Source organism: Sphingomonas sp. (assembly GCF_031372575.1).
Lineage (GTDB): Bacteria > Pseudomonadota > Alphaproteobacteria > Sphingomonadales > Sphingomonadaceae > Sphingomicrobium.
Genome location: NZ_JANMLM010000090.1, coordinates 1 through 20,844, shown reverse-complemented (window position 1 = coordinate 20,844; position 20,844 = coordinate 1). Strand labels below are relative to the sequence as shown.

The window sequence follows — 20,844 nt, the reverse complement described above, 5'->3', positions numbered from 1 at the left end:
GAGTGCCAGCCCCGCAGATCGATTATGTCGAATTGCCGAGCGTCACCGCGCATGAGTTGACCCGCGCTTTTTACTCGAAGGCGTTCGGGTGGGTTTTTGCGGATTATGGGCCCGACTATGCCGCGACCGAGGGCGGGACAGTCCATGTCGGATTGAACGGACAGGCCGACGATTCGCTTTCGGCCCCGCTGCCGGTGGTTCGGGTCGACGATGTCGAGCCGGCGCTGGAGGCAGTGATTGCGGCGGGCGGGCTGATCTCACGCGCGATCTTCGCTTTCCCCGGTGGTCGGCGGTTTCACTTCATCGATCCGTCGGGAAGCGAGCTCGCGGTTTGGCAGACGGTCGGCGCTGATCCGGATAACGGGGACCAATCCGCGGTTTGAAGGCCGGCGGCGGCGGGGCAGCCCACGGGTGATTGCCGATCCGCTGGGCGACGGTGCTGAAGCGCGGATAGTCGCCGAGAAAGATCGCCACGCCGCCTTCTGTCCCGAGTGACTGGCGGTCGAGCTTGAGCCAGCGCGGCTGGCAGGCCTTGGGTAGCCAGCGCTCAGAAACGACAATATCGGCGTCACGGCAGGCGGCGGTCAGCTGATCCCAGGCGATGCGGTCCCTTGATCGGGTGGCGAGCAACACCCAGCGATGCCCACCGCGATCAATCGTCGCGACGCAGCTGTCGCGCTGGCATTCGGCGAACGGCTGATCGCTGAGCAGTAGAGCGTCGCCGTCATAACCCGCCGCTTCACTCATCAAATCGCGCATGAAGTCACCCGCACGGTCGCGCAGGATAACGGGCGCACCAGTCGGGCCGGTGATGGCGAGATGGCGGCCGTCGCCGGTAACGAGCAGGTCGGGGGTCGGCGACATCGCCGCTGCTGCGCCGCCGATCGCCAAGGGGGCAATTCCGAGCCAGCGGATTCGTCCGGTCCACAGGCAAAACCACAGCCCGCCGAGCAGCATCGCAGCGAAGGCCCAGCGCGACATTGACGGCAGATTGGCGACCGCACCCTGCAATACGGCGACATAGCGGGCGAGGCCGAGCAATTGGTCGATCGACCAGCCGGTCGCGGCCCAAAGCGGCTGGCCGAGGCCGATCGTGTCGAGCAGCAAGGCGCCGGCTTCCAGCGGCATGATGACGAAGGTGGTCCACGGAATGGCGATCAGATTGGCGCCGACCCCGTACAAACCGGCCTTGTGGAAATGGTAAAGCGCGAGCGGGATAAGTGCGATTTCGACCGCCAGGCCGGTTGCGACAAGTGACGCAACGCCGCGCACCAAGCGGCCCGGTATGCCGTCGTCGCGCGGGCCGAGCAGGCGGCGGACGGAGGCCAGGCTGTGCAAGGTGATGATCGCGGTAACGGCGGCGAAGCTCAGCTGAAAGCTGGCCCCGGCGAGCGATTCGGGACGGAACAGCAGTACCAGCAATGCGCCAACAGCAACCAGACGGAGGCTCAGCGCCTCGCGGCCGATCGCGATCCCGCCCAGCACCAGCACCGCCGCGACGCAGCTTCGCACGGTTGGCACCTGCATTCCGGTCAGCAATGTGTAGCCGATCCCGGTGAGCGCCCCGACACCCGCGCCGACCAGCACCAGGTTGGTCCGCTGGGCCAGCCCCGGAACCAAGGCGAGCAAGCGCATGGTAAGCAGCATCGCGGCACCAACCGCCGCCGCGATATGCAGGCCGCTGACTGACAGCAAATGCGTCAGGCCAGACCGCCGCATGGCCTCGGCATCGTCCTTGTTGACCGCATTCTGGTCGCCGGTGGCAAGCGCGGTGGCAATCGACCCGCTCGAGCCGGGCAAACGGGTGCGGATGTGGTGATCGAGATTGCCCCGCATCCGGTCGAGCCCGATGGGAATTTTCGGATCGATCACGACCACCGGCCCGATCGTCCGCCCGACTGCACCGATCCCGCGAAACCAGGCGTCACGCGCGAAATCATGGGTCCCGGGAAGCGCCATTGACGGCGGCGGGGCGAGCCGCGCCTTGAGCTTCACGCGGGCACCGGCGGCGAGCCCCTTGGGGGAATCATCCTGCGGCAGCGACACGCGCACCTTTCGCGGAAGGCCGGGGCTCGCGGTGGTGATGGTCAGGCGCAGGTCGCCCTTGGCAGCGAGCGTTTCGACCCGTTCGATCCGCCCTTCGACGTCGGCCATTCGCGCGAAGTCGAGGCGCGGCGCGGCGACCATGGCCGAGCGTAGCCAAATCACGCTGCAACCGAGCGTGAGCGCGATGCCGAAACCAGCCAGTGCGCGGCCCGCCCTGCCCTGTCGCCACGCGAGCCCGAACATGGCGGCCGATCCGCCGACACACAGCAAGCCGATCCACGCCGTGCGGTCACCAAGCGCGAACCACATCGCGATGCCGAGCCCGAACGAGGCAACGAACCATAAGGGCAGTTGGCCGCGCTCGGCTTCGAGGAAAGCTTCGAGGCGGTCGCCCAAGGATGCCAATCGAGCAGGCGAAAACAGCCGATGCGCCGGTTCCAGCGACGCGTCCTCCATGCTAGGGGCGCTCGTCCAGTCCATCGGCCGGGCCAAACAAGAGGAAAGCGTGCGTGAGCGCAAGCCCGAAAATCCCCGGCCCAAAAATCCCCGGCGTCGTGACCCGCTTCGCCCCGTCACCGACCGGCTTCTTGCATATCGGGGGCGCGCGGACGGCGTTGTTCAACTGGCTGTTTGCGCGGCATCACGGCGGCAAATACTTGCTGCGGATCGAGGATACCGACCGCGCGCGATCGACCCAGCCGGCGATCGAGGCGATTTTGGATGGTTTGTCGTGGCTCGGGATCGAGGGCGACGAGCCGCCGGTGATGCAATTCGAACGATCGGCACGCCATGCCGACGTGGCGGCGGCGTTGCTCGAAGGCGGGCATGCCTATCGCTGTTATCTGACCCCGGAAGAGCTGACCGCGCGGCGCGAGGCGACCCAAGCGGAGCGCAAGCCATTCCGCATCGTCAGCGAATGGCGCGACCGGGACGACGCGCCCGAGGGCAAGCCGTTCGTGGTACGGATCAAGGCGCCGCGTGACGGCGAGACGGTGATCGAGGATCTGGTCCAGGGGCGGGTCGCGGTGGCCAATGGCGAAATCGACGATTTCGTCCTGCTGCGGTCGGACGGGACGCCGACCTACATGCTCGCGGTGGTGGTCGACGATCATGACATGGGGGTCACCCACGTGATCCGCGGCGATGACCATCTCAATAATGCGTTTCGCCAGCTGGCGATCATTCGAGGGATGGGCTGGGACGAGCCGAAATATGCCCACATCCCCCTGATCCACGGATCGGACGGGGCCAAATTGAGCAAGCGGCATGGGGCGCTGGGGGTCGATGCCTATCGCGATGAAATGGGCATCCTGCCCGAGGCATTGGCGAATTACCTGCTTCGGCTCGGCTGGGGCCATGGCGATGACGAGATCATCAGCCTGGAGCAAGCGATCGAATGGTTCGACCTCGACCACGTCGGCAAGAGCCCGTCGCGGTTCGACACCAAGAAACTCGAGAATCTCAATGGCCATTACATCCGCGAGGCCGACGATGCACGGCTGGCAGGGCTGATTGCGCCGAGGATGGGGGTCGATGCGGCGGGGCGTTCGTTGCTCGTTGAAGCGATGCCCGAGCTCAAGGCGAGGGCACATGATCTGGTCCAATTAGCGGACGGCGCGGCCTTCTTGTTCGATGTGCGACCGCTGGCGATGGACGAGAAAGCGGCGGCCTTGCTGACCGACGAATCGCGCGCGCACCTCGCACTTGCACATAAGGCGCTCGCCGCTCTCCCCGACTGGAGCCACGATTCGACCGATGCTGCAGTGCGGGAGGTTGCGGAAGCAAACGCACTTAAGCTAGGCAAACTCGCCCAGCCGCTACGTGCGGCACTGACGGGCCGGACGACCTCGCCGGGCATTTTCGACGTCCTGGTCCTGTTGGGCCGCGCCGAAAGTTTAGGGCGGATCGCCGATCAAATGCTGGAGCCGAACGCATGACCGACCAGAAAGTCAAACTCACCACCGCTGGCGGTGATTATGATTATCCGTTGCTGCCCGGGTCGGTCGGGCCCGACGTGATCGATATCCGCAAGCTCTACGGCCAGACCGGCGCGTTCACCTATGACCCCGGCTTCACCTCGACCGCCGCCTGCCAGAGCGCGATCACCTATATCGACGGCGACGAAGGAATTCTGCTCCATCGCGGCTATCCGATCGACCAACTGGCCGAGAAGTCGAGCTTCATGGAGGTGTCCTACCTGCTGCTGCACGGCGACTTGCCCAAGGCCAAGGAGCTCGATGAATTCGTCTATACCATTAACCACCACACCATGGTCCACGAGCAGCTCGCGACCTTTTTTCGCGGCTTCCGGCGCGATGCGCACCCGATGGCGATCATGTGCGGCGTGGTTGGCGCGCTGAGCAGTTTCTACCATGATTCGACCGACATCACCGACCCCACCCAGCGGCTGATCGCGTCGCACCGACTGATCGCCAAGATGCCGACACTAGCGGCGATGGCGTATAAATATTCGATCGGGCAGCCGTTCATCTTCCCCCAGAACGAGCTTAGCTACACCGGCAATTTCCTGCGCATGACCTTTGGCGTCCCGGCCGAGCCTTATGTCGTCAATCCGGTGATCGAGAATGCGCTCGACAAGATTTTCATCCTCCACGCCGACCATGAGCAGAATGCGTCGACGTCGACCGTTCGCCTGGCCGGATCGTCGGGCGCCAACCCGTTCGCGTGCATTGCGGCGGGGATCGCCTGCCTGTGGGGACCGGCGCATGGCGGGGCCAATGAAGCGGCGTTGAACATGCTGCGCGAGATTGGCGATGTGAAGAACATCCCGGCTTACATCGCGCGGGCGAAAGACAAGGACGATCCGTTCCGCCTGATGGGCTTCGGCCACCGGGTGTACAAGAATTTCGACCCGCGGGCGAAGGTGATGAAGGCCACCGCCGACGCCGTGCTCAAGGAACTCGGAAAGACCGATCCGGTGCTCGACGTGGCAAAGGAACTCGAGCGGATCGCGCTCAGCGACCCTTATTTCATCGACAAGAAGCTCTATCCGAACGTCGATTTCTATTCGGGCGTGATCCTGAATGCGATCGGCTTCCCGACCGAGATGTTCACCGTTTTGTTCGCGCTTGCCCGCACGGTTGGCTGGGTGGCGCAGTGGAATGAGATGATTTCCGACCCCGAGCAGAAGATCGGCCGTCCGCGCCAGCTGTATGTCGGAGCGACGCAGCGTGACTACACGCCGGTCAAGGATCGCTAACCGACCGGCAAGCTGAGCGTGAAGCGCGCGCCTCGGCCGGGTTCGCTGACCAGGGTGACGTCGCCAGCCATTGAATTGGCCAGGCGACGAGCGATCGCAAGACCGAGACCGGCATCGCCGCCGCCCTGCCCGACCCGCTCGAACTTACCGAAAATCCGTTCCTGGTCGGCAGCATCAATCCCGCTGCCCTGATCGGCGACGGTGACCGAGGCATAATCATTGCCGGTGGCGAGGCTGACGGTGATTTGGCTACCGTCGGGTGAATGGCGCACCGCATTACCGAGCAAATTAACGAGGATCTGGACGATCGCCCGCGGCTCACCGACGGCGGGGAGCGACTCCACGCCTTCGCGCTGCATAACGATTGAGCGGCTTTCGGCTTTCGATTGCACCAGCCCGATCGCTTCATCGACCAGTGGCGACAGGTCGATCGCCGAATCGCCTTCGGGCGGTTGGTCGACCATCGCGCGGATGACCGATAGCAAATGCTTCGCGGCGGCGCTGATGTCGCCAGCATAAGTCGCATAATCGCTGCGCAACGGGCCGTCGGCGCGATCGGCAATGCCTTCCGCCGCCTCGATGATCCGGGCGAGCGGCGAGCGCAGGGCATGGTCGAGCGCGGGATCGATGCTCATCCCGGCATTGCCAGCTTCATTGGCGGCGTCGGGCGGACGGGCGTTTTCTGCTGCCGCGCGGCCGCGAAAGCCGTCGAACAGGCCGTCGACCCCGGCCACCGGACTACCGCTGATCAATAGTCGCTGCGACTGGCCGCCGCGTCCGCTTGCGACCTGGCCGGTGAACGCGGTGCGCGCGGCGACGGCGTTGAGCAGCGGCATGGCGCCATCCACACCCTCGATCAGTCGCAGCCATTTGGTCAGCGGCTGGCCGATCGCTTCGCCAATGCTGGTGCCGAGCATGGTCGCGAGATCGGGCGACAAATCGGTCAGGCGAAGCTCGGCATCGGTCGCCCATTCGCCCTTGGGCGTGGGCAGGACATCCTCGCTCCGTGCCGCAATCTCGAGCCGTGCGCCCTGCGGCGGGCGGCGACGCCAGCTTTCGATGGTCAGCACGACATCGTCGCCATCGGGCTCGGCGCGCACCCATAATTCAAGATCATGATCGCGTGCAGCGACGACCGCCGGACGGGCGATGCCGACGCCGAGCTTGCGCGCCAGGCGGGCCACCGCCGCGAGTTGCGGCAAGGCGAGGCGGTCGCCAATCCCCGAGCCCGCTTCGCGCTGCAGATCCGACAGCATCAGGTCGGCCGCGACCAAGCGACCGCTCGAGTCGATCCGCCCGGTGACGGTCTCGCCATTGCCCGCCACGCTAGCCATTGCGGCCCCCGATCGCATTGCGCGCGGCGCGATAGTCGCTCGCCAATTGCCAATGCATCAGCGCTGCGGCGACCTCGTCGGCACCAAGCGCATCGTAACGGGCGATTTCGTCCTCGATCGAACCGGCACCGCTGGTTGAACCGAGGTCGGCGATCAGGCGCGCGGCGGCGCGGCGGCCGAAACCCGCCATGCGTGCGACCAGCGCAAGGCCACCTTCCCCCGCGTTGACGAGGTGATCCCACACCGCGGGCTGGTTGATGCGGGCGCGGCGGGCGATGAACTGGGCAACCAGCGCGACTTCGCCTTCGCCCGAGGCGGCTTCGACCAGGCCTTCATCGGCCCGGCCCGTGGCGTCAAGCGCGTCGATCAGTGTCTCGACCGCCCGATCGAGCGATTCGTCGCGGTTGATGGCGTCAAAGGTGCGGGTTGCAGCGTCGGCATATTGTCCGTCGCTAGCCGCCAAGGGACTGAGGGCAGCGGCGACCGAATGCGCCAGCGCGCGGGCATCGCGGCGGTCGAGATCGCTGAGGTCGACCCGCGGCTGGCCAAATCCATCGCGACGGCGACCGCGCGCGACCACCAGTGCCATGGCGGCGGCGGCGACGGCGGGATCGCTGTCGCTGACCAAGCTTGCGAGCAACGGTAGGCGGCGCGGCCCGGCGTGACCGGCAAAAGCGGACAAGATGCGCTGCTCGTCGGCGCGGCGCAGCATCAGGCGGATCAGTTGCGGGCGGTCGAGCAATCCCGCGCTATTGAGCAAAACGGCGATCCGCGCGGGGTCTGGATCGGCCGATTTGCCGCCGATCGCGGCGCTGATGCTGGCGGCGAGCGTGGCCACCAGATCGCGCAGCATCGCAGTCATCAGGGCGCGTTCCTGCTCAGTCAGGCGCTCGGTCGGATCGAGGAAAAAATCGCGCCGGATGGTGGCCAAGCGGCTGGGGCCCCGCGCTCGCGCAGGGTCGACCGTCCGGTCGGCTGGTTCAACAGCTATCGGCCATTCCTCGGGCACCATCGATCCTTGTTAGACGATCGAGGTTAATGCGTCGTCAATCGCGAAGGAGGCGGTGACGAAAATGCTGGGCTATGAAGAAGGATGCTGCCGCGTAAACCAAAAGCGCGATGATCAGGCCATTCCACCAGCCACCGATGGCGAACGGAATAGCCGTGAAAATCGCGTTGCGGCGGGAGAATAGCCACGGGCCGGGGGGAAGCTCGATCCCGGCCTGTTCGGTGCGGGCGGCCTGGGCAAAGGCGCAGGCGGTCAGCGCGGTGACACTCGCCCCCCAGCCGCCGCCGTGGTGGTAACTCCACCAGCCGAGCGCCGCCAAGGCAAGACCTGCTGCCGGCCACAGCAATTGGCGGGTCAATAATGCTGCGGGAAGCGGGCGCATGCGCAGTACCGCAAGCCGCTCGGCGACCAGATCGAACGGTGTCGAGAGCAATATCAGCCCGACTGACGGCCACAGCCAGCCGCGGGTGAAACCGAAGGCAGCGGCGAGCGTCAGGCCCAATGCGCCGGCGATCAGCCAATTCGGTTTGACGCGGCTTTCCATCAGCCGCTCGGTCGCGAACTCTTCGATGATCGGAAGCGCATAACGACTCGCCCAATCGTCGCGAGCAACCCGGGATCCAATGATCAGTCGCCGCTCGAACCCGGCCAGGTCGGCGGGCGATTGGGCGAGCAACGCACCATTGCCCGGCTCCCCCGCCGCAACCCGCCGCGCGCCCGCCTGCACCACACGGCGAAGCAGGGTCGATTGCAGGTCCCAATCGCCAAGCATCGCGGCGGTCGACGACAGGGTCTGACTATCGACCAAGGACAGGCCCGCCCAGCGACTGGTTGCGTCAACGCGCTCATAGGATTCATGCGCCTCATCGTCGGGCAGCAAGGCCACGGCGGGCTCGGCAAATTCGGCAAGCCGGGAGCAAAGGGCGAAATCGGGCGCGAGGCCGTCGGCAATCTGGAGGATCAGGGTTCCCGCCTCGAACCGGCTCGCGGCCTCATTGCCGTCACTGACCGGGACTACTGTCAGCCCTTCGGCGCGGAGTCGTTCGAACGCATCATTGAGCGCGGCTGGCACGCGTTCGACCAAAATGACGATCGGCGATGCACCTGCGGCGGCAGCACAACGCGCCTGATATTCGAGCAAGGATCGACCGGCGAGCGGAAACAGAGCGCGAAGCACGCCCAGATCATCTTCCTGATAGGCACTGATCAAGGCGCCGAGCGCCATAGTCTTCCCCGCTGTCCCCGGCTGAATGGCGTCCCTTCTAGGCCACAGCAATGCGAAGATTCCACCCTTGTTCTTATTTGCTTCCGCCTGTCGCTTATTATGGTAAATTGCGTTTCATGACCGCCACCCAGCCCCGCTCCGAACCGCCCGTTCCCGCTTACACGGACGGGATTTCGCAACCGTTTGGCGAAGGGATGGAGGCATCGTCGTTCGACGAGCGCAACTGGACCTACGTTGCCGAGGATGCGGAGCCGGTCAGTCCGGGCGGGCGCGCGGTGCTAGGCTGGGCGCTTGGATTGCTGGCGGCGGCGTGGCTGGCGTTCAGCGCCTGGTCGGCGGGGCAAGCCTTGGCGGCAAGGCCGCTGACCGCGCCAGAATTGGCGTCGTGGGTGGCGATTGCCGCTGGGCCGCTGGCGTTGCTGGGACTGGTGTGGCTGATGTTCGGCCGCACCCGGCGCAAGGAAGCCGAAGCATTCACGCGATCGGTCATCGCGATGCGCCACGAAGCGCAGTCGCTCGAGGGATTGCTCGGCGTGCTGCGCCAGCGGATCGATGAAAATCACAGCTCGCTCAAGACGATTGGCAACCAGTTGATGGGGCTTGGCGATGAGGCCGCGATGCGGCTTGGATCGGCCAGTAGCGAGCTTGAAGGGTCGGCGCGGCGGATCACCGCCCAGGGTGAAGCGCTCGATCGTGCGGCAGAAGCGGCGCGGATCGACATGGGCGTATTGCTCGAAGACTTGCCGCGGGCCGAGGCAGTCGCCCGGTCAATGGCCCAGGTGCTGCAGTCAACTGGCGCTGCGGCGCTTGGCCAAGCGGCCCAGTTCGAAACGCAGGTCGGCGCCTTGTCCGAACGAACCCGCGATGCCGACCAGACGATTGTCGCCGCGTCGCAGCGACTGGCGGCGCAATTGGCCGAGGTCGAAGCGCGGACCCAAGCTGCGCTGGCGCAGATCAACGAGGCCACATTGGAGTCGGGATCGACCATCGACGCGTTGCTCCAGCGATCGGCCGATGCGCTCGAGGAAATTCGCAGCGGGATCGACCTGCAGTCGCAGGCAGTGACCGCCTTGGTCGATCAATCCAAGGCGGGGATCGGGCAGACCGGGATCGACGCCGCAGACGCGATAAGCAGCAAATTGCAGTCGGCGCATACGTCGCTCGACGGGCTCGCCGCGCGGGTCAGTGCGCAGGAGGAGGCGTCGCAGCGGCTGATCGCCGGGATTTCTGGCGGACTGTCAGCGCTCGACGAAAAATTTGTTGCACTTGCCACCGATGGTGACATGCGCGCTGCCACGATCAGCGATTCGCTGACCCGGGTACGCGGTGAGCTTGATGCAATCGCAGCACAATCGGGCAGCCATGACGGCGCGATGGAAGGGCTGGCCGAGCGGATGAGCGGGCTTCGGCAGTCACTCGACGGGCTGACAGCGGACATTCAGGGGCAATTGACGTCCGCGCTTGGCGATGCCGAAGGCGGGGCGCAACGCCTGCTCGATGCGAGCGAGGCCGCCCAGCCGCATATCGAGACGTCGCGCGACGCGGCGGTCGAGGCGGCAACAAGGCTGGAAAGCGGCGCTCTTGCAATCGAAGCACAGCATGATCGGCTCGCGGCCTTGCTGGTGGCGGTCGACACCGGGGTCGGTGGGGCGGAGCGGCGGCTTGGCGACCTATCGAGCGCGATTGCCGGGGCCCAGGCCGAGGCTGGCCAGCTGTCGGCCGAGACCGGGCCGGCTTTGGTCGCTGCACTGATGCAGGTGCGCGAAGCCGCGAACCATGCCGCCGATCGCGCGCGCGAAGCGATAGCGGCGGTGATTCCGGGTACCGCAGCGCAATTGTCCGACGCGGCGCAGGCGGCACTGGAGAAAGTCATTAGCGACACGTTGATCGCGCAATTGGCCGAGGTCGAACAGGTCACGGGTCGCGCGGTCGAGTCGGCACGAGGCGCATCCGAGCGCCTCACTCAGCAGATGATCTCGATCGGCCAGAGTGCGGCCGCGCTTGAGCAGCATTTCAACGACAGCAATGAAGCGCAGCGCGAACGCGACAGCGAACGCTTTGCGCGGCGCGTGTCGCTGCTGATCGATTCGATGCATTCAGCCTCGATCGACGCCGGCAAGATCCTGTCCGACGAAGTCGATGACAAAGCGTGGAGCGCCTACCTCAAGGGTGACCGCGGGGTGTTCACCCGCCGGGCGGCGCGACTGATGGGCAATGCCGAGGCGCGCGCGATCGACGCCCATTACGAAAGTGACCTGGAGTTCCAGCAATCGGTCAATCGCTACGTTCACGATTTTGAAGCGATGCTCCGCCGGGTGACCGCCGATCGCGATGGCGGGGCGATGGCGGTGACGTTGATGGGATCGGACATGGGCAAGCTCTACGCCGCGCTGGCGCAGGTCGCGGGCGGGCGTCGATAAGCCACGGGGCTAGTTGTAGAAGTCGAGGCTATCGGTGGTGAGCCAGCCGAATATGTAATTGGCGTAATAAAGACCGAATAATAGCAGCCCGCCAATCGCCGAGCGGATCAGGTGGCGCTTGAGATCGAAGCGGTGCGGCGCGCTGTCGGCTTGGCCGGGGACTTTCGCCTCCCCCACTTCATCGCTGGTACGCACGCCAAACGGCAGCAAGGCGAACGCGCAAAAGCAGAAGAACAGGAAGTAAATCGCGATGATCGAGCCGATCTTCATCGCGCTGCCGAGACCGTCATGACTTCGACGATCGCTTTCTTGCCGGTCCAAACCGTAGCGCAACGGCGCACCGCGAGTCGGACGGATTCGCGGACCTTGTCGCTGTCGACTGAATCGCCGAAGGCGCGCGTCGCGGCATCGGTCGCGTCATTGATGAAATCGTCGCGGTCGGCCTCGACCGGGACGCCGAGCGGTCGGATCAGCGGTCGTCCCGACAGGCGGCCGTCCGGGGTAAGCGGCAAGGCCACCGCGATAATTCCGTTGACCGACAGCTTGCGGCGCTCACCAATCGTTCCGCCGTCTGCGGGCAGGATGACGTCGCCGTCGAGGACCAGTCGGCCAACCCGCACTTCGCCCAGTTTCTTCGGGCCCTTGGGCGCGAGGCGGACAATGTCGCCATTCTTCTGGTAGATTGACTTGGGCACCCCGCACGCGAGCGCAAACCGCGCCTGTTCGGCCATATGGCGCGCTTCGCCGTGGACCGGAACGACAATCTCGGGGCGGATCCATTGGTACATTTGCGCAAGCTCGGGACGACCAGGATGGCCCGAGACGTGGATGTGGAGCTGGCGATCGGTGACGGTAATCGCGCCGAGATCGCTCAGCGCATTCATGATCCGGCCGATGGCGATCTCATTGCCCGGGATTTGCTTAGACGAGAAGATGACGGTGTCGCCCGAGACGAGCTTGAGCTCGTGGCTTCCGAAGGCAACGCGAGATAAGGCCGCGCGCGGTTCGCCCTGCCCGCCGGTGGCGAGGATCATCACTTCATTGCGCGGTAGCCGCATCGCCTCGTCGAAGCGGATCGTTTCGGGGAAGTCGAGCAAATAGCCATTGGCCTTTGCGACGCGCAAAATGCGGTCGAGCGAACGGCCCGCGACACATAATTTGCGGCCACATTCGATCGACACCTGCCCCAGAGTCTGGAGCCGCGCGGCGTTGGAGGCGAAGGTGGTGACAAGCACGCGGCCCTTGGCCTCCTCGACCGCTTGGCGGAGGCCGGCGTGGACCCCGGCTTCGGAGCCCGACGGAGTCTCCTGGAACACATTGGTCGAATCGCAGACGAGCGCGAGAATGCCGCTGTCGCCAATGTCGTTCATCACCTTGTCGCTTGACGGGTGGCCGAGGACGGGCGTGTCGTCGATCTTCCAATCGCCGGTGTGGAAAATCTTGCCGTGCGGGGTTTCGATTACCAAGCCATTGCCCTCGGGGATCGAGTGGGCGAGCGCCTTGAAGGTGATCTTAAACGGATCGAGATCGATGCTTCCATCGCGCGGGATGACGTGGAGCTTGACCTTGCCCGCGAGCCCCTCCTCCTCGAGCTTGCCCGCGATCAGGCCGGCAGTGAACGGCGTCGCGTAGAGCGGGACTTTGAGGTCGGCGGCAAGATACGGGATCGCGCCGATATGATCCTCATGCCCGTGGGTCAGGACGATTCCGACCAAATCCTTGCGGCGCTGCTCGATGAATTCGAGTTCGGGCAGGATCAGGTCGATCCCGGGATAATCGCTGTCGGCAAAAGTCAGGCCGAGGTCGACCATCAGCCATTTGCCTTGGGTTCCGTAAAGATTGACGTTCATGCCAATCTCGCCCGAGCCGCCGAGGGCCAGGAAAAGCAGTTCTTCGCCGGGTGTCATATTGTCTGTTTTGCCTTCGCGGCGAGAAGGGCAAGGCCCTGGATGGTAAGGTCGGGTTCGATCGAATCGAACGCGTCGGTGTGCTTGTCGAACAGAATTGCGAGGCCGCCGGTTGCGATCACCCGCGCGGGGCGGCCGATCTCGGCCTTGAGCCGCTCTACCAGCCCTTCGATCATTGCGACATAGCCCCAATAGACCCCGATCAGCATCTGGCTTTCGGTGGTTCGGCCGATGACGCTTTTGTCGGTCGGCGCTTCAATCGCGATGCGCGGTAGCTTGGCGGCGGCGGCGACGAGCGCGTCGAGCGAGAGGTTGATCCCGGGCGCGATGATGCCGCCTTTGTACGCACCCGAATAATCGACCACGTCGAAGGTGGTGGCAGTGCCGAAATCGACGATGATCAGATCGCCATCATGGCGCGCATGGCCGGCGATGGCGTTCAATGCACGATCGGCGCCGACGGTCTCTGGTTCGGGCACGTCGAGTGCGATCGGCCAGCCATCTTGACCCGCTACCAATGGCTTCTGGTGGAAATATTTCTCTGCCAGCACGGTCAGATTGTGGAGCGCGCGCGGGACGACGGTACCGATGATGACGCGCTTGACATCGGCCTTGGCGAAGCCCTCCATCGCGAGCAACTGGTGGAGCCACACGGCATATTCGTCGGCGGTGCGGCGCGGATCAGTCGCGATCCGCCAGCGCGCGCGGATGCTGCCCCCCCCGTCGACAAGCGCGAAGACGACATTGGTATTCCCGGCATCGATCGCGAGCAGCATGGTGGTGCCCTAGCGCGGCAGAGGCGGGTTGGCGAGGCTGACGTCACCCGCGCGGACTATCTCGATGCGGCCATGGTCGAGGCGGAGGCGGAGCGCGCCGTCGGCGTCGAGCCCATCGAAGCGGCCGCTGACCTGCTCACCTGGTGCGCTGTGAACGGTCAGCGGCGTGCCGAGCGGGTGGGCGCGGGTTTGCCAGGCCTTGGCAAGCGCTGACGCGTCGGCCGTCCGCCAGGCGGTAAGAATGCGGGCCATGCTGGCGGCGAGCATCGGCGCGAAGGCTTGGGGCGTGAGCGCGGCGTTGAGACTGGCGGTGGCTCGACCGGGGATGTGTGGGGCGGCGGAAAGGTTGACCCCGAAGCCGGCGACGACGCGGTCTGCCGCCCGTTCGAGCAGGATCCCGGCCAGCTTGGCGCCGTCGAGCATCAGGTCATTGGGCCATTTGAGCAGCGTGTCGCGGCCGGGGGTGGCGGCGTCGATTGCCTCGATCAAGGCGAGGCCGACGGCGAGCGCCAGCGTCGGTGCGGGCGGATCATCATCGCGCAGCAGGATCATGGTCGAGCCGGCGAAATTGCCGTCGGGGGATTGCCACGCGCGACCCTGGCGACCGCGCCCCGCCGACTGGCGATACGCAATCAGCCAGTCGCCCTCCCCCGCTGCTGGATCGGCGAGCAGATCGGCGTTGGTCGAGCCGGTCGTTTCGATGAAGTGGAGCCGGGCCAGCGCGGCCTCAGAACAAAGTTGCGGCGGCCTTGTCGGCCAAGGTGCCGATCGGGCCGATCAGCGCATAGCCGAGCGGGCTGACGATGAGCGCGGTCACGGCGATCAGGCCGGTCTCGACCGGTGCGTTGGGTTTGGCGAAAGGCGCAGCGGGCGTGTCAAAATACATGATCTTGACGATCTTGAGGTAGTAATAAGCGCCCACCACCGTGCCGAGAATTCCAGCAACCGCGACCGCAATCAGGCCGCTGTTCACTGCTGCGGTGAAGACGAGCAGCTTAGGGTAGAAGCCGAACAAGGGCGGGATTCCGGCAAGGCTGAACATGAAGATCGCAAGCGCGGCGGCAAGCGCCGGGCGGGTTTGCGACAGGCCCGATAGGCTCGACAGGCTCTCAACCGGTTCGCCCTGCTCGTCGCGCATCCTGAGCACACAGAGGAAAGCGCCAAGCGTCATCACCACGTAGATTGCCATGTAGAACAACACCGACGACGCACCCTTGGGGCCGCCTGCGGCAAGGCCGATCAATGCGAAGCCGACATTGTTGATTGAGGAATAAGCCAGCAGCCGCTTGATGTTGGTCTGGCCGTACGCCGCGATGGCACCGAGCGCGATCGAGGCGAGCGCGGCGAAAATGACGATCTGGCGCCAGGCGTCGATCGCCGGTGCCAGCGCGTCGAGGCAGATGCGCGTCGCGAGAAGCACGGCGGCGACTTTTGGCGCGGAGGCGAAGAAAGCGGTAACCGGCGTCGGCGCACCTTCGTAAACGTCGGGTGTCCACATGTGGAACGGCACCGCGCTGATCTTGAACGCCATGCCGGCGAGCGTGAATACCAAGCCGAACAACAGGCCCATCGACGGGGTCGGGTCACGTCCGAAAGCGGCGGCGATGCCGCTGAAGCTGGTGGTGCCGGTGAAGCCGTAAAGCAAGGAAATGCCGTACAGCAAGATGCCAGAGGCGAGGCCACCGAGGACGAAATATTTGAGGCCGGCTTCGGCTGAACGCTCGTCCGACCGCCGGTAGGCCGCGAGGACGTAGCCCGACAGGCTCGACAATTCGAGCCCGACATAAAGCGTCATCAGGCTGGTGGCGGAGACCATCACCGCAGTGCCGACCGTGGCGAGCAGGATGAGCACCGGATATTCGGCGGCATGTTCGAAATCGCGGTCGAACCAGCCATGCGCGGCGATGCACGCGACCGCAGCAGCGAGGAAGATCAACACTTTGCCGAACGCGCCGAAGCCGTCCGCGACGATCAGCCCGCCGAACAAGGGGCCGGCATCCTGCGGGCGACCGAGCGTAAGGACTGCCGCAACAATCAGGATCGCGACGGCGGCCCAAGTGGTAAACGTGGCCGCGTGGCGGCCGCCGAACGCAGCGACCATCATCAGGATGATCGCACCGACCGTCAGGATGACTTCTGGGAGGATGGCGGCGATATTCATCAATGGGCTTCCGCCGGAGTGGAGTGGGCTTCGCCAGCAGCCTTGGCGACGGGCCTGCCGGCGGTGAGATGCGAGTCCCCCGGCGGCGCGGCGCGGTCGAGGCGGACCAACAAGCGACCTACGTCGGCGCGCATTGGCTTGAGGAAGCTCTCTGGATAGACCCCCATCCACAACACGGCAGCAGCGATCGGGGCGAGCAGCCACCACTCGCGCGCATCGAGGTCTTTCATTGCGGCGGCATCGTCATGGCGCTTGGTGCCGTAAGCGATCCGCCAGTAGAGATAGAGCATGTATGCCGCGCCGAGGATGATCCCGGTGGTGGCGACAATCCCGGCCCATGACGAAGCGCGATAGGTGCCGACCAAAGCGAGGAATTCGCCGACGAAGCCGCTGGTGCCGGGCAGGCCGACGCTGGCCATGGTGAACAGCATGAACAGCAAGGCATAACCGGGCATATTGTCGCTCAACGCACCATAGCGGTCGATCTCGCGGGTGTGGAGCCGGTCGTAAATCACGCCGACGCACAGGAACAGAGCGCCCGAGACCAGACCGTGGCTGAGCATTACCAGCAATGCGCCCTCGATCCCCTGCCGGTTGAAGGCGAACAGGCCGAAGGTAACGAACGCCATATGGGCGACCGACGAGTAAGCAATGAGCTTCTTCATGTCGCGCTGCACCAGGGCAACGAGCGATGTGTAGACCACCGCGATACCGCTCAGAATGAATATTAAAGGGAGGAAATTGGCCGAAGCGTCGGGGAACATCGGCAGCGAGAAGCGGATGAAGCCGTAGCCGCCCATCTTGAGCAACACGCCGGCGAGGATCACCGAGCCCGCGGTCGGCGCCTGGACGTGGGCATCGGGAAGCCAGGTGTGGACCGGCCACATCGGCATCTTGACCGCGAAACTGGCGAAGAACGCCAGCCATAGCCACCATTGCAGTCCGGGGTCGAAATCATAGGCCATCAAGGCAGGAATATCGCTGGTGCCGGCGGTGTTGATCATCACCAGCATCGCGATCAGCATCAGCACCGAGCCAGCCAAGGTGTAGAGGAAGAATTTGTAGCTCGCCTTGATCCGCTCGGCGCCGCCCCAGATGCCGATGATGAGATACATCGGGATCAGGCCACCTTCGAAGAAGATGTAGAACAGCAGCAGGTCCTGGGCGGTGAAGACGCCGATCATCAGCGCCTCCATCAGCAGGAAGGCGCTCATATATTCGGGCACGCGCTTTTCGATCGCGCGCCATGACGCGCCGATGCAGATCGGCATCAGGAACACGCTGAGCATGATCAGCATCAACGCGATGCCGTCGATCCCCAGCGCCCAGTCGATCGGCGATCCGGCGAGGCCGACACGCTCGACGAACTGCCACTGAGCGCCGGAGGGATCGTAGGCGACCCACAGCGCGATGCCGAGCGCGAGGTTGGTGAGCGTTGCAATGAGCGCGGTCCAGCGCGCGCCACCGGCGCTGAGGAACAGCGCAAGCACACCTGCAATCAAGGGGACGGCAATCAGGATCGAAAGGATCGGCAGGCCGGTCATGAGGCCCACCAGAACACCCAGCTGGTCGCGCCGATCAAGCCCAGCAGCATGACGAGCGCGTAGCTGGTGACGTAACCCGACTGGAGCCTGGCGGTGAGCTTGTTGCCCTGCGCCACCGCGACCGCCGCGCCGTGCGGGCCGAAGCGGTCGATCGTCTGTTCGTCGCCGCGGTGCCACAGAAAGCGGCCGATGGCGAAGGCCGGGCGAACAAAGATCGCGTCATAAAGCTCGTCGAAATACCATTTGTGAATCAGGAAATTGTGCAGCTGCGGGAACATGGCGACAAAGGCCGCAGGGGCTTCGGGTTTTGCCATGTAATTGCGATAGGCGAGCGCAAGACCGACCAGCATCACGGTCAGCGGCGTATATTTCACCCACGTCGGCACATCGTGCATGGCATGGGCGAGATGCTCGCTGAACGGCACGCTGCCGTGCCAAAAGCTGGTGCCCGCTTCCGACCCGACGAACTGCTCGTGGAAGGCCAGCCCCGCGAACACCGCGCCCAGCGAGAGCAAGGCGAGCGGGAGCAGGATCGTCCACGGGCTTTCGTGCGGATGATAGCCGCCAGTGCCGGTGGTTTCGTGATGATCGCCATGATGATCGGTATGGAGCGCGTGCTGGATATGCTCGCTGCCCGCCCAGCGCGCCGTGCCGAAGAAGGTCAGGAAGATCAGCCGCCAGCTGTAGAAACTGGTCAGCAACGCAGCGAGCGCGCCGATCGCGAACGAGAGGCGCCCCGGCACGGTACCCGAAGCGAACGCGGCCTCGAGGATCGCGTCCTTGGAAAAATAGCCCGCGAAGCCGATCCCGAAAATCCCGACCCCGGTGATCGCCAACGTGCCCGCAACCATCGCCCAGAAGGTGAACGGGATTTCCTTACGCAGCGCGCCATAGTGCCGCATGTCCTGCTCGTGGTGCATGGCGTGGATCACCGACCCCGCGCCGAGGAACAGCAGGGCTTTGAAGAAAGCGTGGGTGAACAAATGAAACATCGCCGCGCCGTACCCGCCCGATCCGGCAGCGAAGAACATGTAGCCCAATTGCGAACAGGTCGAATAAGCGATCACGCGTTTGATGTCGGTCTGCACCACTGCGACGGTCGCGGCGAAGATGGCAGTTGCAGCACCGACATAGGTGACGACGGTCAGCGCGGCGGGCGAGACTTCGAACATCGGCGACAGGCGGCAGACCATGAAGACGCCGGCGGTGACCATGGTCGCGGCGTGGATTAGCGCGCTGACAGGCGTCGGCCCCTCCATCGCGTCGGGGAGCCAGGTGTGGAGGCCCAATTGCGCCGATTTGCCCATCGCGCCGATGAATAGCAGCAGGCACAGCAAGGTCATCGTGTCGACCGTCATCCCGGCGAAGCCAATGGTCGATCCGGCCATGCCGGGTGCGGCGGCGAGAATGGTGGGGATCGAGACCGTGCCGAATACCAGGAAGGTGCCGAAAATGCCGAGCGAAAAACCGAAATCACCGACCCGGTTGACGACGAACGCCTTGAGCGCGGCGGCGTTGGCCGAGGGTTTGTGGTACCAGAAACCGATAAGGAGGTAGGAAGCAAGCCCGACCCCTTCCCAGCCGAAGAACATCTGGACCAGGCTGTCGGCGGTGACCAGCATCAGCATCGCGAAGCTGAACAGCGAGAGGTAAGCGAAGAACCGCGGCTGCGACGGATCCTCCTCCATATAGCCCCAGCTGTAGAGATGGACGAGGCTCGACACGGTCGTGACGACGACCAGCATCACTGCGGTCAGCGCATCGACGCGCAGCGCCCAATCGACGCTCAGGTCACCCGAGCGAATCCAGTCGAGCACCGGCACAACCACTGGCTGTGCATCGCCGCCGAGGTAAGCGAAGAGGATCGGCCAGCTGAGCATCGCGCCAATGACCAATGCGCCGGTGGTGATTACCTTCGACGCGGTCTTGCCGATGATCCGCGCGCCAAGGCCGGCGATCAGCGCGGCGATGAGCGGCAGGAAGACGATGAACAGGACGGGATGCATCAGTCGATCACCCCTTCATCCGGTCGGCCGCGTCGACTGCGATCGAGCCGCGGCGGCGGAAGAAGATGACTAGGATGGCGAGGCCGATGGCGGCTTCGGACGCGGCGACGGTCAGCACGAACATCGCGAATACCTGCCCCGTGACATCGCCGAGATAGGCGCTGAACGCGACCAGATTGATATTCACCGCGAGCAGGATCAGCTCGATCGCCATCAGCATCAGGATGATGTTGCGGCGGTTGAGGAAGATGCCGAGCACCCCGATCGTGAACAGGATCGCCGCTACGGTGAGGTAGTGGGTGAGGCCGATCACAGCTTCATCCCCTCGCCTACGCCGGGCTGCATATTCTTGACGGCATCCTCGGGGCGGCGGGCGATCTGCTTGCTGATGTTCTGGCCCTTGGAATCGCCGCGGCGGCGGTGGGTGAGGACGATCGCGCCGATCATCGCGACGAGCAGGATCAGCCCGGCAAGTTCGAACGGCATCAGGAAGCGCGTGTAGAGCAGTTCGCCGATGGCGTTGATGTTGGGCTGCGGATTGACCGCTGCGGGCGCAACCCCCGCGGTCACTGGCCCCGCCTTCCACGCCGATATGGCAATGATCATCTCGGCGAGCAGGACGAGCGCGAGCAACAGCCCGAACGGCAGGTTGCGCGTGAAGCCGCTGCGCAAGGCAGCGAAATCGACGTCGAGCATCATGACGATGAACAGGAACAGTACCGCCACCGCGCCGACATAGACGATCACCAGCAGCATCGCGATGAACTCGGCGCCGAGGATCAGCATCAGGCCCGCGGCGTTGAAGAACGCCACGATCAGCCACAGCACGCTATGCACCGGGTTGCGCGCGAAGATCACGAGCAAGGCCGACGTGACCGTAAGCGTCGCGAACAAATAAAAGGCGAGGATGGTGATCATAAGGTGCCGCGCGCCTACCGGTATGCCGCGTCGGCGGCAAGGTTGGCGGCGATGGCGCCTTCCCAGCGGTCGCCGTTGGCAAGCAATTTGGCCTTGTCGTAGAGCAGTTCTTCGCGCGTTTCGGTGGCGAATTCGAGGTTCGGGCCTTCTACGATCGCGTCAACCGGGCATGCCTCCGCACACAGCCCGCAATAGATGCATTTGACCATGTCGATGTCGTAGCGCAACGGCCGGCGGTTCCCTTGGTACTGGGCCGGCACGGCCTCGTAGCACATCGC

The 20,844-nt window shown here is 64.7% G+C and carries 18 protein-coding genes; 4 read left to right on the top strand and 14 right to left on the bottom strand.

The annotated features are described in order from the left end of the window. Nucleotides 1–2: 2 nt before the first annotated feature. Entirely contained in the window at nucleotides 3–383 is a 381-nt protein-coding gene (locus tag RMN73_RS09010) for a VOC family protein (protein ID WP_309602986.1), read from the top strand. Here RMN73_RS09010 and RMN73_RS09005 read toward each other — a convergent pair. Continuing rightward, the gene (locus RMN73_RS09005; protein ID WP_309602985.1) at nucleotides 301–2,502 is read right to left on the bottom strand and encodes a ComEC/Rec2 family competence protein; all 2,202 of its coding nucleotides are present in this window, start codon (nucleotides 2,500–2,502) and stop codon (nucleotides 301–303) included. The genes RMN73_RS09010 and RMN73_RS09005 overlap by 83 nt on opposite strands. A gap of 53 nt (nucleotides 2,503–2,555) precedes the next feature. Between RMN73_RS09005 and gltX the strand changes: the two genes are divergently transcribed. Further along, entirely contained in the window at nucleotides 2,556–3,983 is a 1,428-nt protein-coding gene (gltX, locus tag RMN73_RS09000) for a glutamate--tRNA ligase (RefSeq protein WP_309602984.1), read from the top strand. Beyond that, entirely contained in the window at nucleotides 3,980–5,266 is a 1,287-nt protein-coding gene (locus RMN73_RS08995) for a citrate synthase (RefSeq protein WP_309602983.1), read from the top strand. Before gltX ends, RMN73_RS08995 begins: the two co-directional genes overlap by 4 nt. Here the strand turns inward: RMN73_RS08995 and RMN73_RS08990 are convergent. The 3 genes from RMN73_RS08990 to RMN73_RS08980 all read right to left on the bottom strand — a co-directional run bounded on the left by RMN73_RS08990 (nucleotide 5,263) and on the right by RMN73_RS08980 (nucleotide 8,834). Then, entirely contained in the window at nucleotides 5,263–6,600 is a 1,338-nt protein-coding gene (locus RMN73_RS08990) for a HAMP domain-containing sensor histidine kinase (protein ID WP_309602982.1), read from the bottom strand. The genes RMN73_RS08995 and RMN73_RS08990 overlap by 4 nt on opposite strands. Further along, nucleotides 6,593–7,531, bottom strand: a complete 939-nt coding sequence (locus tag RMN73_RS08985) for a DUF2336 domain-containing protein (RefSeq protein ID WP_309602981.1) — start codon at nucleotides 7,529–7,531, stop codon at nucleotides 6,593–6,595. Before RMN73_RS08985 ends, RMN73_RS08990 begins: the two co-directional genes overlap by 8 nt. Before the next feature lie 115 nt (nucleotides 7,532–7,646). Then, nucleotides 7,647–8,834 carry a hypothetical protein gene (locus tag RMN73_RS08980; protein WP_309602980.1) on the bottom strand — a complete coding sequence of 396 codons (1,188 nt, stop codon included), beginning with the start codon at nucleotides 8,832–8,834 and terminating at the stop codon, nucleotides 7,647–7,649. Nucleotides 8,835–8,950: 116 nt separating this feature from the next. Here RMN73_RS08980 and RMN73_RS08975 point away from each other — a divergent pair, with 116 nt between their 5' ends. Next, nucleotides 8,951–11,254 carry a hypothetical protein gene (locus RMN73_RS08975; RefSeq protein WP_309602979.1) on the top strand — a complete coding sequence of 768 codons (2,304 nt, stop codon included), beginning with the start codon at nucleotides 8,951–8,953 and terminating at the stop codon, nucleotides 11,252–11,254. Nucleotides 11,255–11,263: 9 nt separating this feature from the next. Here the strand turns inward: RMN73_RS08975 and RMN73_RS08970 are convergent, their stop codons facing one another. The 10 genes from RMN73_RS08970 to RMN73_RS08925 all read right to left on the bottom strand — a co-directional run. Continuing rightward, a complete protein-coding gene (locus tag RMN73_RS08970) occupies nucleotides 11,264–11,524 on the bottom strand; it encodes a DUF1467 family protein (RefSeq protein WP_309602978.1) in 261 nt (86 codons plus the stop codon). Continuing rightward, nucleotides 11,521–13,161: a ribonuclease J gene (locus tag RMN73_RS08965; protein ID WP_309602977.1), complete on the bottom strand. Its 1,641-nt coding sequence runs from the start codon at nucleotides 13,159–13,161 to the stop codon at nucleotides 11,521–11,523. Before RMN73_RS08965 ends, RMN73_RS08970 begins: the two co-directional genes overlap by 4 nt. Next, nucleotides 13,158–13,937, bottom strand: a complete 780-nt coding sequence (locus RMN73_RS08960) for a type III pantothenate kinase (protein ID WP_309602976.1) — start codon at nucleotides 13,935–13,937, stop codon at nucleotides 13,158–13,160. Before RMN73_RS08960 ends, RMN73_RS08965 begins: the two co-directional genes overlap by 4 nt. Before the next feature lie 9 nt (nucleotides 13,938–13,946). Further along, complete coding sequence (locus RMN73_RS08955; RefSeq protein ID WP_309603001.1) at nucleotides 13,947–14,639, bottom strand: biotin--[acetyl-CoA-carboxylase] ligase; 693 nt, start codon at nucleotides 14,637–14,639, stop codon at nucleotides 13,947–13,949. 25 nt (nucleotides 14,640–14,664) lie between these two features. After that, on the bottom strand, nucleotides 14,665–16,098 hold the full coding sequence (gene nuoN / locus RMN73_RS08950; RefSeq protein ID WP_309602975.1) for an NADH-quinone oxidoreductase subunit NuoN: 1,434 nt from the start codon (nucleotides 16,096–16,098) through the stop codon (nucleotides 14,665–14,667). After that, a complete protein-coding gene (locus RMN73_RS08945) occupies nucleotides 16,098–17,642 on the bottom strand; it encodes an NADH-quinone oxidoreductase subunit M (RefSeq protein WP_309602974.1) in 1,545 nt (514 codons plus the stop codon). The genes nuoN and RMN73_RS08945 overlap by 1 nt, the downstream gene beginning before the upstream one ends. Next, entirely contained in the window at nucleotides 17,639–19,648 is a 2,010-nt protein-coding gene (gene nuoL, locus RMN73_RS08940; RefSeq protein ID WP_309602973.1) for an NADH-quinone oxidoreductase subunit L, read from the bottom strand. The genes RMN73_RS08945 and nuoL overlap by 4 nt, the downstream gene beginning before the upstream one ends. A 7-nt stretch (nucleotides 19,649–19,655) precedes the next feature. Further along, nucleotides 19,656–19,961 carry an NADH-quinone oxidoreductase subunit NuoK gene (nuoK, locus tag RMN73_RS08935; protein ID WP_309602972.1) on the bottom strand — a complete coding sequence of 102 codons (306 nt, stop codon included), beginning with the start codon at nucleotides 19,959–19,961 and terminating at the stop codon, nucleotides 19,656–19,658. Beyond that, the gene (locus tag RMN73_RS08930; RefSeq protein ID WP_309602971.1) at nucleotides 19,958–20,566 is read right to left on the bottom strand and encodes an NADH-quinone oxidoreductase subunit J; all 609 of its coding nucleotides are present in this window, start codon (nucleotides 20,564–20,566) and stop codon (nucleotides 19,958–19,960) included. The genes nuoK and RMN73_RS08930 overlap by 4 nt, the downstream gene beginning before the upstream one ends. A 14-nt stretch (nucleotides 20,567–20,580) precedes the next feature. Continuing rightward, nucleotides 20,581–20,844: 4Fe-4S binding protein (locus RMN73_RS08925; RefSeq protein ID WP_309602970.1), on the bottom strand; the 264-nt coding region annotated here is incomplete at its 5' end.